The sequence below is a fragment of the Fibrobacter sp. UWP2 genome (assembly GCF_900141705.1).
Classification (GTDB): Bacteria; Fibrobacterota; Fibrobacteria; order Fibrobacterales; family Fibrobacteraceae; genus Fibrobacter.
Genome location: NZ_FQYM01000001.1, coordinates 296,135 through 309,481 on the forward strand (window position 1 = coordinate 296,135; position 13,347 = coordinate 309,481).

At 56.2% G+C, this 13,347-nt stretch carries 17 protein-coding genes; all 17 read right to left on the reverse strand.

All coding sequences use genetic code 11. The features are described 5' to 3' along the window. Positions 1 to 20 precede the first annotated feature (20 nt). The 17 genes from BUB55_RS01295 to BUB55_RS01365 all read right to left on the reverse strand — a co-directional run bounded on the left by BUB55_RS01295 (position 21) and on the right by BUB55_RS01365 (position 13,343). The gene (locus BUB55_RS01295) at positions 21 to 2,003 is read right to left on the reverse strand and encodes a hypothetical protein (RefSeq protein ID WP_073187490.1); all 1,983 of its coding nucleotides are present in this window, start codon (positions 2,001 to 2,003) and stop codon (positions 21 to 23) included. Beyond that, on the reverse strand, positions 2,003 to 3,088 hold the full coding sequence (locus tag BUB55_RS01300) for a DUF5320 domain-containing protein (RefSeq protein WP_143152836.1): 1,086 nt from the start codon (positions 3,086 to 3,088) through the stop codon (positions 2,003 to 2,005). Before BUB55_RS01300 ends, BUB55_RS01295 begins: the two co-directional genes overlap by 1 nt. Before the next feature lie 11 nt (positions 3,089 to 3,099). After that, positions 3,100 to 3,798 (reverse strand): hypothetical protein, encoded by a 699-nt coding sequence (locus BUB55_RS01305; RefSeq protein WP_143152837.1) that lies wholly within the window; start codon positions 3,796 to 3,798, stop codon positions 3,100 to 3,102. A gap of 3 nt (positions 3,799 to 3,801) precedes the next feature. Further along, positions 3,802 to 4,140: a hypothetical protein gene (locus BUB55_RS01310; RefSeq protein WP_073187495.1), complete on the reverse strand. Its 339-nt coding sequence runs from the start codon at positions 4,138 to 4,140 to the stop codon at positions 3,802 to 3,804. Between the two features lie 9 nt (positions 4,141 to 4,149). Further along, a complete protein-coding gene (locus BUB55_RS01315) occupies positions 4,150 to 4,866 on the reverse strand; it encodes a hypothetical protein (RefSeq protein ID WP_073187497.1) in 717 nt (238 codons plus the stop codon). Further along, positions 4,859 to 5,005, reverse strand: a complete 147-nt coding sequence (locus tag BUB55_RS14150; RefSeq protein WP_159431910.1) for a hypothetical protein — start codon at positions 5,003 to 5,005, stop codon at positions 4,859 to 4,861. Before BUB55_RS14150 ends, BUB55_RS01315 begins: the two co-directional genes overlap by 8 nt. After that, entirely contained in the window at positions 4,998 to 5,315 is a 318-nt protein-coding gene (locus BUB55_RS01320) for a hypothetical protein (RefSeq protein ID WP_143152838.1), read from the reverse strand. Before BUB55_RS01320 ends, BUB55_RS14150 begins: the two co-directional genes overlap by 8 nt. Then, on the reverse strand, positions 5,312 to 6,922 hold the full coding sequence (locus BUB55_RS01325) for a hypothetical protein (RefSeq protein WP_073187501.1): 1,611 nt from the start codon (positions 6,920 to 6,922) through the stop codon (positions 5,312 to 5,314). Before BUB55_RS01325 ends, BUB55_RS01320 begins: the two co-directional genes overlap by 4 nt. A gap of 9 nt (positions 6,923 to 6,931) precedes the next feature. After that, positions 6,932 to 7,666 carry a hypothetical protein gene (locus BUB55_RS01330; protein ID WP_073187503.1) on the reverse strand — a complete coding sequence of 245 codons (735 nt, stop codon included), beginning with the start codon at positions 7,664 to 7,666 and terminating at the stop codon, positions 6,932 to 6,934. A gap of 94 nt (positions 7,667 to 7,760) precedes the next feature. Then, positions 7,761 to 9,014 carry a hypothetical protein gene (locus BUB55_RS01335; protein ID WP_073187505.1) on the reverse strand — a complete coding sequence of 418 codons (1,254 nt, stop codon included), beginning with the start codon at positions 9,012 to 9,014 and terminating at the stop codon, positions 7,761 to 7,763. Between the two features lie 197 nt (positions 9,015 to 9,211). Beyond that, positions 9,212 to 9,373 (reverse strand): hypothetical protein, encoded by a 162-nt coding sequence (locus BUB55_RS14155; RefSeq protein WP_159431911.1) that lies wholly within the window; start codon positions 9,371 to 9,373, stop codon positions 9,212 to 9,214. Further along, positions 9,370 to 10,332 carry a hypothetical protein gene (locus tag BUB55_RS01340; RefSeq protein WP_073187506.1) on the reverse strand — a complete coding sequence of 321 codons (963 nt, stop codon included), beginning with the start codon at positions 10,330 to 10,332 and terminating at the stop codon, positions 9,370 to 9,372. Before BUB55_RS01340 ends, BUB55_RS14155 begins: the two co-directional genes overlap by 4 nt. Before the next feature lie 12 nt (positions 10,333 to 10,344). Then, complete coding sequence (locus BUB55_RS01345; RefSeq protein WP_143152839.1) at positions 10,345 to 10,686, reverse strand: hypothetical protein; 342 nt, start codon at positions 10,684 to 10,686, stop codon at positions 10,345 to 10,347. Positions 10,687 to 10,862: 176 nt separating this feature from the next. Further along, positions 10,863 to 12,227: a hypothetical protein gene (locus tag BUB55_RS01350; protein ID WP_073187510.1), complete on the reverse strand. Its 1,365-nt coding sequence runs from the start codon at positions 12,225 to 12,227 to the stop codon at positions 10,863 to 10,865. After that, a complete protein-coding gene (locus BUB55_RS01355; protein ID WP_073187511.1) occupies positions 12,227 to 12,649 on the reverse strand; it encodes a hypothetical protein in 423 nt (140 codons plus the stop codon). The genes BUB55_RS01350 and BUB55_RS01355 overlap by 1 nt, the downstream gene beginning before the upstream one ends. After that, the gene (locus tag BUB55_RS01360; protein ID WP_073187513.1) at positions 12,642 to 12,878 is read right to left on the reverse strand and encodes a hypothetical protein; all 237 of its coding nucleotides are present in this window, start codon (positions 12,876 to 12,878) and stop codon (positions 12,642 to 12,644) included. The genes BUB55_RS01355 and BUB55_RS01360 overlap by 8 nt, the downstream gene beginning before the upstream one ends. Positions 12,879 to 12,977: 99 nt before the next feature. Then, the gene (locus BUB55_RS01365) at positions 12,978 to 13,343 is read right to left on the reverse strand and encodes a hypothetical protein (RefSeq protein ID WP_073187515.1); all 366 of its coding nucleotides are present in this window, start codon (positions 13,341 to 13,343) and stop codon (positions 12,978 to 12,980) included. Positions 13,344 to 13,347: the final 4 nt, after the last annotated feature.

Consider the following 13,347-nt stretch of genomic DNA (forward strand, 5'->3'; position numbering starts at 1 on the left):
CTCTCGTGAAGTAAACTACCCTATTCTACCTTCCACAGCGGCCTGTGAGCCTCTGTTCCACGGAGCAGGTCATTGCCGCCCGTGATGAGCCAGAGCTTGAACTTGTCGTTCTCGGCCGGGTCGGACAGACCAACAGTCATCACGTCCGGATTGTCGGCAATGAGCTGCAGATACTTATGGTCATCGGCTGACAATGTCTGGGCCTTATTGCCTGCATCGAGAACACGGGCAACCCCGGCCTTCTTGGCCTGGTTCTTGGATTCCTCACGGTTGGAGTCGATGTCCTCCTTCACTACGTCGGCAACTTCACGGGCGAACTTGGAACGTCCGGCCTCGTTGACGACAAGGCTTGCCTCGGCCTGATTGAGCGCGTTGAACAACTTGTCCGTCTTGGAGGCGCCGTTCTTCCAGTAGGCATAATTGAACAGTTCCGGATGTTTAAGGAACGCTTCCTCGACAGTCTTCTTACCGAGAGCTTGTTTACTTGCAAGGTCCTGTACCGCTTCCAGGCCATTCAGGATGTCAGATGGTTTAAGACCCGGTGCAAGACGGCCACTGTTTGCAATATCGTTCATGATATTCACGTCGGAATTGCGCTTCACCAGACCGGAGAAGTCTCCGGTTTCCAGAGCATACTGGGCGGCCTTTTCTGCATCAGCGGCAGACATTTCTTTGGCCTCTCCCATAACTACCTTTTTCGCATCTTCAGTAGCTCTTTTCACGGCATTGTTAATGGCCTTCGCATCCTTGAACGTGATTGTACCGTTGTGAACAGCGTCAAGAACCTTCGCAAGTTCCATGTTGTTCATCACGTCTTCAAGGTTCATACCTTCCGGAATAATGTTGCGCCCGTTCTGCAAGGCCCTGAGTTCACCCGGAGTAATGGCCGTGCCGTTGGTGAACGGACGGACCAATTGGGTATTGTTCAGTCGAATGTCGTTGGCAAAGGCGTTGCCGAGTTCGGCCTTGGACTTGCCAAGGTTGGACAGGATGTCTCGCACCTTCCTGGCACCTGCACCACGAGCAAGAGCACCGGAATACTTGTCGGCCAATGGACCGGCCATCTGCAAGAGACCACGGTTCACTGCCTGATTAACTGCAGTGCCGAGAAGAACATCGCCAACTGAGAAGTTGGCACGTTCGTCCATGCCCTCACCCTGGTCGTACACAACATCATCAAGAATTTCTGATGTGAGCGGTACAACCGCGTTGCCAGCCGTGTTGGCAGCAGCACCTGCGAGGCCAGGCAACGTGGAAGCTACGGCCGAGCTGCTCTTGCGGAGCTCATCGGCTGCCTTCTTGGCTTTCAGGACAGCACTCGGCACAGCATGCCTGGCAATGGCCCCGCCGGCCTTCACAAAGCCGGAACCCGGAATGGACATGAGACCGATGTTGCCAAGTTCAAGCGCAACATCCTGTGGTTCAACTGAACCAGTATTGGCCAGTCTTTCAGTGGCTCGCGGGAATGCAATTTTTGTCAGTGTGGTAGAGCCTGGAATGTTGGGCAGTGTAAACAGGCCGTAATCAAGCGGGGCATCTTCCATTGCCTTTAAACGGGCAGCCTTGATGTCCTCATTCATCAGGTCGATGTTGGCACGTTTCCACATGTCCTTGACCGTTTCCCAACCACGTTCGCCGAGGAGATTGTTCTCCATGATGATTTCTTTCCAGTTATCCTTCTTGGATTTCCAATCCTCGACGAACTTTCTTGCGGCGGACCGGGCATTCTTTACCTTCTTCGGGTCGTCGTCGGTCAGGCCGAGCGCCTTCAATATCATCGGAAGGGTCGGAATGACCGGGTCACGAGAATACTTGATACCGTCATCACCAGTGAGCCACCACGGCATCTTGTCTGTGCCGCCGAAGGCGTCGATGACATTGTTGGTATACAGCTGGTCGGTGACACCGGGCGTGGTGTCACGGATGGCAAGGATTTCGTCCGGTACCGGGGTCTTCGGGTTGGACTCTCTTGCTGCGATTATTTCACTGAACTTGGTAGCCATTATTGAATCGTCCCCTTTACAAGGTCGACTTTGTATCCGTACTTTGTAAGAAGTTCACGTTGCTTGACCGTGAGACCATTCCACCATTTTTCCAGGTCGTCCTTGCTCTTATTAAGGCCCTCTTTGCGGAGCTTCTCTGCTGCTGCCTTTTCACGAGCCCGAGCAGCACGCTTCTCGACGGTATCGTTCTCGTACTGCTTGACAAGTCCTCTAAGGGCCTCAGTTTCCTCGCCGTTCGGGTCCGCCTCAATCTGAGCCTTTATTGCCTCGATGTCGGCATCAGTAAGGGTCTTTTTATTAGCCTTGAGGAACATCGCGTTGGAAGTGATTCTGGCATTAGCATTGCCAATGTCCTGGTTATTGTCTTCATCAGACTTGGCAAGCTTTTCCTCCAATTCATAGTAGATGCTTGGAAGAGCAGCGCCTGTCTTGTCGGCCTCGGACTTGGCACGTTCAAGGGCTACTTCAATCTGGTTCCTTGCCGCTGCCCGGTCCTCGGTGGAGTCGGCCTTCAAACCCCAGGTCAGCTTGGCCGCATTGTACAGTTCGTTTTCAATTCCCTTGGCAGTAGACTTGGCCTCGGCCATACGGTTATGGCCACGGCTCACGATGTTGTCGTATGCCGAGAAGTCGCCGACCTCTGCACGCTTGGCGGCGATTTCCCATTCGTTCCCGCCGATGCCAGGGACTTCCTTGTCAATCTGGGCGATACGGGCATCGATACTGTTCAGCTGTGCCTGCAACTTGTTAATCTCGCCTTCAATTACGGCTCGGTTCTCAGCATCAGCAGCTTCACGGGAAGCATCGGCGCGGTACTGTTCGTACACGTCCATATTGTCCGGAGCCATACCCCTGCCATAACCTTGCCGGGCATTGAAGGCAATGCCAGTTGTATAGGAATTGATTGGACGGTACCCAGCCATTGCAGCAGATGCAGAGACAGCCGGGGCGTTGTTCACCGGTGCAAATGCGGAGTTGGGAGTGTACCCCTGCATGGACACGGCCTGCTGTTCACCGATTTCCGGCGGCACCATCCCGTAGTCATCAGGTGTACGGTCACCATACTGTTTCCATCTAAAAGCCATCGTTCAGCTCCTTAATAGTTCGGGTTGTAGTACTTCTCGCCCCACCAGCCCATATTCTTGTCTTTTACTTTGTTTGCAGTTACGTCCTTGGAGTCAGTATGTGCATACTGGCAACGGACACGGTGTCCCGGACGACCGCCTTCACGAGCAACCGCACGGCCAATACTCGGGGAGGTAAGCAGTTCCATCGCCATCTTGGAGGAGGCGCCTGCATCGGCACCGGCCTTGTACGTGTACCACTTCGAACCCTTGTACCACTTGACCTGCACAGTCCCGTCCTTGTTGATACGGATGCCTTCAACGGCAGAGCTGGACGGGCTTATCGTAAGTCTCGGTTCGGTGTCCTCGCCCGGCCACCACTGTTCAAGGTCCTTCTCGTTACCTGCTTTTATGGCCCGGTTGTGCTCGGCCACGGACTGGGCCAGGGCCGCACTCTCGTTCGCACGGTTGATATGTTCGTTCAGGGACGGGAACTTGGTGGTAATCATACGGCCGTTCTTTGTAACGGTCGAAGTATGGCCACCCTGCACCATCGGGTAGTTGAAATCCTTGGTAAACGCCGGATAGTCAAAGGCCACGCCCTTCAAGTTGTCACCAAGTGCACGCTCGGCAATGGCGCCTGCAGCCATACGGCCGACACCTATTCCCGGCAACAGACCGGCCAGGAACGTTGGCAATGCCTTCAATACTGTCGACCACTGGACCGCCATCTACTAGCCTCCAATCCTTGCCTTCAACTCGTCAATCTGTGCCTGAATCTGGGCACGCTGTGCAACCAGCTGGTCACGCTCGGCCTTCCTCTGCCTGATAAGCTCGGCAGAATCCTTTTGCGCCTGGATGCGCCTGTCCTCTTCCGCAATGCGGCGGGACCGGTCTTCATCCTCAATCGTGTCCCGCCTCTTGTCACGGGCCTTCTGGTAACGGATTTTCTGCAAGTCGGCAATGGCGTTGCCGGCCTGCGTCAGGCTCTCACCGGTCTTGTTCTTTTCCCAGTCGGTCTGTGCCGCCTGAATGTTCGGGGTTTTCCACCTCCACTGAATCGCTAATGGCATAGACCCTCCTTACTTGAAGAACGCCGTGGCGAACTGTGCAATAGGCCCGATTGCCGAGCCGATGCCCTGCTTGCGCTGTGCATCAAGGTTCGCGCTGTTCTGGGCCACGTCGCTGTACACTTCAAGGTCGGCATTGTTCTGGTTCGCAATGTTGCTGTAATAGTTGCCCATTGCATCGGCAATACCCTGACGGTCCTGACCGTAGAGCCCGGCAAGGCTGCCCAAGTTCTGAATCTTCTGCTGGCCGGTCTGCCACTGTTGAAGCTGGGCGCTACGGTCCTGGATCATCTTGTCGAACGCCTTCTCCCACTCCTGGGCCGCAATTCCTTGGCTCTGGGCCATTAACTTGTCCTGATAGTTTGAGCTAAATCTGGAACCTCCAGAACTGGCAGCGGCGTTGAGCTGCTGTGCAGCCTGACGCTGACGCATCTCCATCGCCGGGTTCAGGAAGTCCTCGGTCGAGCCGGTGTACTCGAAGTCACCACGGTTGGCAATGGCATCGGCATACTGTTTCACGGCATCGCTGTACTTGGCAGCATTGTCGCCGTACATGCCCTGCATCTGGTTCCAGTAGTTGTCGTAGATGCCACGGTTCTGGGCCGAGACCTGGTTCGCACGGGTGTTGATGCCCTGCAGGGTTTGCTGGGCGGCATCAATCTGGTCGTTGTTGTCCGTGCCGAGAATACGGCCGACACCCTTGGAAATTTCTTCTAACGGATTATACATCCTTTTCCTCCTTGCCCTTCCCGGCAGGTTTCTTATCTTCCTTCTTCTCATCGACAGCATCCATGTCGATGTTGTCGAGGTAATCCTGGATGGCGTTCCTCATCTTGATGAGTTTCGCCTTCAATTCCTTGTTATCCATTGTCGTTATCCCCATAGAATGTCGCCTCGACAAATGCCGGCTCCGGGAGGTCAAACCCTGTTTCGCCTGCCCTGATAATCAAACTACCCGAGTTGTCTTTCGAGGTCCAGTATAAAGCCTTGGTTGAGTTGGGTGCAAGCGGCAATTCCTGCCTGCCCGCCTGTAATGTGGCCTCCATGTGCACAAAGAACGGGCACTTGGTCACGAGCCACTCGTTGTTCACGCCTCGCCTGAACGTGCCCCAGACACCCGTGAGGATGCCCCACACGTCTTCCTTCGGGGAGGCCATGTTTATCACACCGCTTCTCATATCATTGCCCCCGTGGACTCGGCCCTGATGGAACAGCTGGTAAGCACCAAGTCGGTTGGATGGCTGTACGTGATTTTCAACACGCAGAGCCTCGTGTACCCCACGTTGAACCACCTGACCCGATGCGAGTAGTCGCCGGTCGAGCCGAGGCTCTCGCCGTGCATGTTCCCGAAGGTCATTCCCCCGTCGTGCGACACGCTCAGGTAAATTTCCGGTTTCAGGTCGTAGTCCTTCCAAGTGCCCACGTTCATTTCCAGTGCCAGCTCCTCGATGACAAACGGTTTCAACCCGTCAGTCATCACCGGGGTCTGCCTGTGCCTGACCATCGGCAGGCTCGTTCCGTCCGGGTAGTCCTCGCTCCAGTAGTCGGTCTGGAACCGGCAAATCATGCCGTCGTTCGTGAATGCATAGAACTTCTCGCGATAGTAGGCGATTGAACCGACCCGCCACTGGCCTTCGATACCGGCCAGCTTTTCTCGTGAAATTCTCTGGTGCCAGCCACCGTCGAGAGCATCGTAAACCCAGGTCTCGCCAAGGCTGTTGAGCTGTAGCACGTAGAAGTTGTGCTCGCCAACCGAGTAGCAGTAACCGTATGCCGAGTCAGTCGATTCCTTCAACAGCTTTTCCTCGAGCCAGTCCTCGCTGATTTTCTCGAACGAGGCCCCGGACACCCGGACCACGGCCTTGCCGTACTGGGCGCCACTGGCTATGAAGTACACGATGGAGCCGGAACTGGCCACGCTGTTGGGCGCCTCCAGGCCGAAGCTGTTCTGGGCAGTGTAGGACGTGCGTATCCAGTCCTCGAACTCGCCCGAACCCCTCTGCCAGATTTCAACGGTCTTCGAACCGTACACGTAAAGCGTCGGCCCGACAGCAAAAACAGCCACGACATTGTCTGAACTTGATTCACCCGCAAAGTACATCGGGGCCCCGTAATCGTTCTCGAACACGTGCTTGTCTGACTCGACCTGTTCGGTCTTGATGGTAACACCGTCATCCTCGTACACTACCTTTCCGTCCTGGACCACGTACATCTCACGGGTGTCGTTGTTGAGCGGATACGGCTGGGAGTAGTACACGTAGCCGGAACCGCCCGCATCGTTCACGGCGATGGAGCCTGCCACCACGGCCACCGAACTTGGCGTAATCGTCCCGCCCTCGGCGGTGATGCGTTCGGGCAGCTGAATCTGCTTGAGCTCGCCACCTTCCAACAGGTCGTAGTAGTACAGGGAGGCACCGTCGCAAACAAGCAACAGTGCCCTAGGCCCGCCGGTCTCGGCGAAGGATACCCGCCTTCCATTGAACGCCACTCTGCCAATCCTCGTGGCGTTGCCGTATGCGTCCACCCGGTAAAGCGAGGCGCCGAACACGACGAACATGTCTTCCTGGCTGCCATCGGCCTTCAAGCCGATGGTCGACACGTACGAGCCGCGGCAGCGTCCCGCCAGCAGCTCGAGCCTCTTCAGGCCCGGGAGCGACTCCATGTATTCCTGCTTGCCGTTCTTGGCATAGTACATGTTGCAGCTCCACTCGCTGCCCATTACCGCCGGGAACTTCGCCTTCTTGGTGGAGCCGACAAAGTTATTGTACACCTTGCTTGTGGCCATACTGACCTCCTAGAACCCGTTGCCGCCGAGCAGGTTGTAGTACGGCGTCATGTAGTCGGCGACCGAGTCCACGCCGTTCACGAGAGGCTGGTTGTTGGCGGCGTTGGTGTCGATTGCCTTCATGGCCTTGGTCAGGTTGAGCTGAACCTTCGGCTCGTAGGAGTAGAGCTTGTACTTGTCCACCATGAACATCTCGGTCTGGTAGAGGACAAGGCTGTAGTAGAGCGGGCTCAGGTAGATGGCGTCGCCCTGCCTGTAATGGGGCATGGCGGAGTTCTCGTAGATGCGGAGCTCGGTCGGTGCTGAACCGTTCAGCCTGACGACACCGACCCTGCGCTCGTTGCCCGAAGGCGCCGTCTCGGTCGTGATTTCGTAGCACCAGAGCTGGGGCAGCGAGTACGTAATCGCGTGGTCCATCTGTTCCTTGTTCGCTCCAACCAGTCCAATCCAGCGGATGCCGACCTTGCGCGATACTCCCTGTACAGCGTCGGGCGGTTCCTGGTCGATAGTGTTGGCCGGACGTTCCTCGCCTTCTTCGAGCTTGCGGAAGTAGACAGAACCTGCCACCATAAGGTCGTGCGTCTTTACGGACAGGCTGATGAAGTTGTCGGAGTTGAGGGCCGTGATTGCACGGTTCAGGCATCCCTCGGCGGATGCCGCCCTCTTGCCGGAAAGCTGCTCTCCGTCCTGTACCATCGACAGGTCCTCGGCGGCTTCTTGCAGTAGCTGGTTTACTGTGAACATTTAAAAACCTCTCTGCACCTTAAACTACACGGGACAAAAAAAGGGGACGTACCCAAGAAGGGCACGTCCCGTGTAGGAGCACTATGGCTATCAATTAAGCCAGTTCGAGGTAAGTCGTGACCGACTGCCTGATTTCGAATTGCTTGGCCACCCAAGGCAAATCGATACGGAGACAGTTCACACCGTTGAGCAGCTGCGGGGCAGACTGCATCTTGAGAGTGATGTTCTCGTACGTGCCGATTTCGTCCTGCTTGGCGGCTGGCAACGAATCGAAACGGTACTGATCAAAGCTCAAGCCCTTGATGGTCCTAGCCTGGCCGCAGAGATACTGCTTGGAAGCGGTAAGCACCGGGGACAGGGTGAGGGTCACGTCGGAGCCGGATACGGCAGCGGCGATGGCGCTCGCGGACATGTGAGCATTTGGGTTCCCATAGGATTTGCCAGTGGCGGACACACGCACTTCGGGAATGTACTGGACCGTAGAGGCATTGCCATCGGCGTCGTAACGGACTTCTTCGTTGACGATGATAATGTATTCCTGAGCGGTCTCGATGCCGCCTTCATCGACCACATACAGGCCGGACACCTTGTACGGAACGCCAGTGATGAGCGAGCCGGTACCGGAACCGGTGATAGTGTTGATGGGCTTGATGCCGATGATGTTGTTGGAAGCATCCTTCACGACTTCGGCCGTCACGGTCGGAGCAGCGTCCATACCGGTCGTGTCGACAATCGGGAGACCCGGGAGCTGGACCTGGCCAACCTGGTGGTAGGTGCCGAGCGCGGCATCTTCGTAGATGTCGGTCATGATGGCGGACGGGAGGAAGTTCTTGAGGGTGCTGTCACCAATCTTGTCGAACACGGTCGGGGTCTGGAAGCAGACCTTGTCGCCGTCCACCTGGAGCTCTTCGAGCTTGGCAGCGGCTTCACCGAGCATGGACAGGCCGGCGGAAGTGGCAACCACGCACTGGGCGGAACGGAACACGTTCTCGGCCATGACAGCCTTCTGCACTTCACGGGCAAGCTTGCCGGAACGCTTGTCGACAATTTCCTTACGGAAATCTTCGATGTTGGTGAATTCGTCCCACATGTCGACTTCGACAGCGGTGTTCTTGTTTCTCAAGTAGGCAGTGATTTCTACCTGGTGAGCCTTGTCCGGAGTCGCGACCAGGCCGTCATTGACGGTGCCACAATCAGGAAGATACCCGTGGACAGCCATGCCGTACTTGGCGCCCTTCATGTAAGACTGAGGGAAGAGCGAACCGGCGTTCTTGATATACGGCATCTTTTCTGCAACAGCAGCCGCAAGGAGCCGCAGGGCCTTGCGTTTGGAGAATGTACCAGCCATTATTTGGCCTCCATAAATTTTTGAATGAGTTTGTCTGTTTGGCGCCCGCGCCTCTACGGACAAAATCAAGGAGGCAAATGGTCGGCATCACGCGGCCGGTCGCGAATACTTTATGACGGCAAAGCTCCGGGGAATTTTTCGTTCCTACTTCCAGAAACAACACCAAAACAAAAAAAGGTGGTGTAACCACCACCTTTTTAGCCATTTTCCTGACGCAACTGGTTTATCTCCCGTACCGCCTTTTCAAGGATTTGCCCTTCCTCGGAGGCGAAGTACTCGACAGTCCCAATCAGGTATACCCGGCCGTCCTTGTCGAGGAACTGGACGTCCTCGATTCCCATCGACCCGTCCTTCTTCATCGATGGCTCCTGATGTAGGCCTTCATGGCCTTGTCGTCAGTCCAGATGTCCGGGGCAGCTCCAGAGCCGGCCTGCTTGCCCGGCTTGCCAAGGTTCGGCAGTTTCGGCTTGGCCGGTGCAGTCTCGGCAGGGGCGGCATTGCGGAGCTCGGAGTCGAGCTGGCGCAACTCGTAGTAGATGTCCAGCTGAGAAGTCATCTGGTCGTTGAATACTCGGCTGAACGCATCCGGGTTGTCGAGCAGGTGCTCGAGCACGACAGGCCCCCTCGGGTTGTTCATGAGGTAGTCTGCCGCCACCGGACAATTGTCGAGGATATTCCCGAAGCCCTTGTCGGTCGCATACTGGACCTTGTTCAGGAACGTGTTTTCACGGGCCTTGTCACCGGCGAACGCAGCGTTTACATTGTTGAGCCATGCGTTCTGACGGTCGGCCAGTTCACGGTCGGCCTCGGCCTGTCTACGTGCGGCCTCGGCAGCCTCTTCCTGCTTCTTCTTGTTCTCGGCTACCCATTCTTCCTTGAACTTCTCGAAGTCGCGCTGGTTCAGGGCGTGTATGAAATCCTCGTCGTCGCCGAACTTGTCACGGGTCAGCTCGTCCTTCTTTTCGGGAATGCGCTTTTTAAGTTCCTCGAACTCCTGGGAGAGCTTGTCGTACTTATCGTCACGGTTTTTCAGTTCGGCCTCGTACTTTTCCTTCTGCCGACCTAGCTGACGCTTGAACGCGAACTCGGCACGCTGGAACTTGTCCTCGGGTATCGGGGCCGGCTTGTCCTCGGGCGGTTTGTCCTCCGGTTTGTCCTCGGGCGTATCTTCGGGCTTGTCCTCGACAGCAGGCGCCGGGTCTTCCTCGGGCTTGTCCTCGACGGCCGGGGCAGGCGAGTCCTCGACCTGGGTGGTGGTTTCTGCCGGCTCGGTGTCGGCCTTCATCTCTTCATACAGAGCTTCGAATTTGGATGCCATATTGTGCTCCTGTTAGTTCATGTTGCGGTCGACCGTGTCGACCTTGTGTGATTTCACGTTGTTGATTCTTCGACCGTCGAGGTTGCAGGCCACCGGCCCGACCTCGGAAATGTCAATGCCCAGCACCGTATCGGTCACGAACTCGATGCGTGCCTTGCGCCTGGTCGTGTCCCGGACGTGGTTCCTGAGCCGGTTCTGGACCACCTTGACGCAGTAGTTCACCAGCTTCTTCGGGCTACGTGTGTCAACGTTCTTTTCAAGCGCGGCCAATGCGTGCAACAGCATCGTGGCCTGCACGTCCTCGTTCATCAGCTCCGCACGGTGCGCCCTGTACTTAGGCGCCTGGACCAGCAAGGCCGTGGCCATGTTGACCATGCTCTGTACTATCTCCCCGTACAGGTTGTCTATCTCGGGCGGACAGTTATCGGTCTTGCGCAGCCTGACCGCCATCGCCAACGCATCGGCATTCTCCCAGCAGTTAATCCTTGGCATCTACGACTCCTACATCCTGTAAACTATCTCACTTCAGTTTATACGTCTTCCATGATTTCCGCTTCCTCTTCGGCGGAAACCGAGGCAACAGTGTTCGCCTTGAACTTAGGGTCGATACGAAGGATACGGTCGAGGGCGGCAAGCATCAGTGCATCGGCCGGGTCAGGGCTCCGGTGCAGGCGTTCACGGATTAAATCCTTCTTCTCGATTAGGAGTCGTCCATCGTTGGCGATGGTGAAGTGCATGTTGGTTATCTCGCGCTTGTACTCGGCAACGATGTCCTCGTCGATGAACTCGTTTGGCTCCACGTCCACGCACAGGCCTTCCCGGTGCATCTGGCACAGCTTGAAGAAACCGGATGCCCTGATGTTGCCGTACTGTCTCTGCTCCTGCTCGGTCGGGGCCTTCTCGGCAAACGACACCTGGCGGCACGGTACCTCGTACCGGAGCTGTTCGAAAACCGCCTCCGACCACGCGATATCCATGTTAAGCGATGTCATCTTGTACTTCTTGTTGAAGTTCCGAATCCACCTTGCCACTTCCAGGGAATCGCAGACGCCGAACTGGTGGAAGGCCACGAGGCGGTTGCCCTTGATGGCTCCGAAGCAGTGGCTGTCCCTCTGCCCGCCATGCGCCATGTCCAGGCCACCGTAGACACGGTCGTCGGAGAAGTACGGCACCTCTGTCGGGAACTCGCGCAGGGAAATCAGGGCCGTCGCGTCCTGCGCCATGATGATTTCGCCGTCGACTTCCTGCCGGCGCAGGTCCGCCGAGAATATGGATGCGGCGATGCCGTCCTTTACAGACTGCGGGACCATGTGTTCGGGCATGTCCGCAAGCCTCGCACGCAGCAGCTTGATGCCATATTTCTCGTGCTCGACCAGCATGACCTGCCAGAGGCTTTCCATGTTCGGTGTCGACACGGCGCGGATTTTAATCCTGTCTATGCTGTTGCCGTAGTTGTCATGGCCGCGCATGCAGGGAGTCAGGGCCCCGAGCACGCTTGGCTTGCTTAAAACGAATTCATCCAGGTAAAGTGCTGATATCTCAGTGGCGCCTCTCACTTCATCACAGTCGGAGGTGTAGCTACCCATGTACATCTTGCTCTCTATGCCGTTGCCGAGCGAGAGCGTGCCGGTCTTATACGTGGAGTTCCATTTCCAGCGGTCGCGAAGGTTGAACTTTACCAGGAAGTCCTGCAGGTGCTTCCAGGGGCCTTTATAAAATGCACCGTCGGTCTGGCTGCAATAGATGACGTTCTTGCCCTGCATCATGTCGGTCAGGGCACAGAGCATGGCAATCCATGATTTACCGCAAGAGCGCGAGCTTACAATCGCAACGAAATCCTCCGTCGACTCCATGAATTCCTTCTGGACTGGAAGTCGCTCGAGCTCTACCTGCATCAACCCTCTTTATTTGGTTGCAAGTCCTTGAAGACAAGTTCGAGCTTGCTGTCGACCTTGCCGTTCAGGGTCGTGTCTGCTTTCAGGTCGACCTTCTGCACGGCCTCCTCGGACGAGCCGAAATCGAGCCCCGTCAGCTTCATTGCCGACTCGATAATTTTCATGCGGTCGGTGTCCGAGTTCTTCATCGCCTGAATGAACATCTTGTCGATGCCTTCGTCGACAGCAGCCTGCAATATCTTTGCACGCATCGCCTTCCTGAGATTACGTGCCCGTGTTGCCGCTTCCTGGGCTTTCTTGGCAGTGAGAGTGGTGAACGGAGTAAGGTTTCCGCCTTCCTCCTTCTTCTTGTTTACGGTCACGGTTCCGCGCCTGGTTGCCCCGGAATGTTCCACGTTATGTTTCACGCCTTCCTTAGACATGCGACCGCTCCATTCTTGCCCGGACAAGCTCGCGCAGGATGGCGTCGAGGCGGGCAATGATGTTGCCCTGGCCAATCCATCCATACTCCTTGTCGAGTTCGTCGTTCACCAGTTTGTCGAGGGTGACGGCAGGTCCCGTAAGTGAACCGGGCTTATCCTCGCCATGCATGGGCGAAGGGACACCTTGCCCTCCACCTGCCGCACCCAAGCTCTTCTTTGTTTTAGCCATAATATTCTCCTACACCTCTTATGAAACAACACCTAAATCTTGGCAAAGTCCGACACGTCGAGCTTCGGCTTCCTCATCTCCTCGACCTCCTTGATGATTTCAGCCTCGCGCTGTCTCGTCCTCCACCGGGTACATCTCGTTGTAGTCGGTGTCCCAGTCGTGCCTCGGGAAGTCACAGAGGTCGGCAAAGCAGTCCAGGGCAAAGGCGATGTCCTCAATTACCTCTCCGTGGGTCATATCATTGGATTCCAGGCCACAAGCAAAGGCGTGGTGGACGGTCTTGCAGAGCTTTTCCCAAGATTCACGTGTAGGGTTAACCCGGTTACAGGGTAGTAAGGCAAGGTTATTGTCATACGTATAGTCCCGCCAATACCGTTCAAACCCTGCAATGGCCTCGACGGGCACGACAATGGCCTTCTGCTTGCCATTGTCCGCCTCAATTACCTGTGCGATTTTATCATTCATGCTA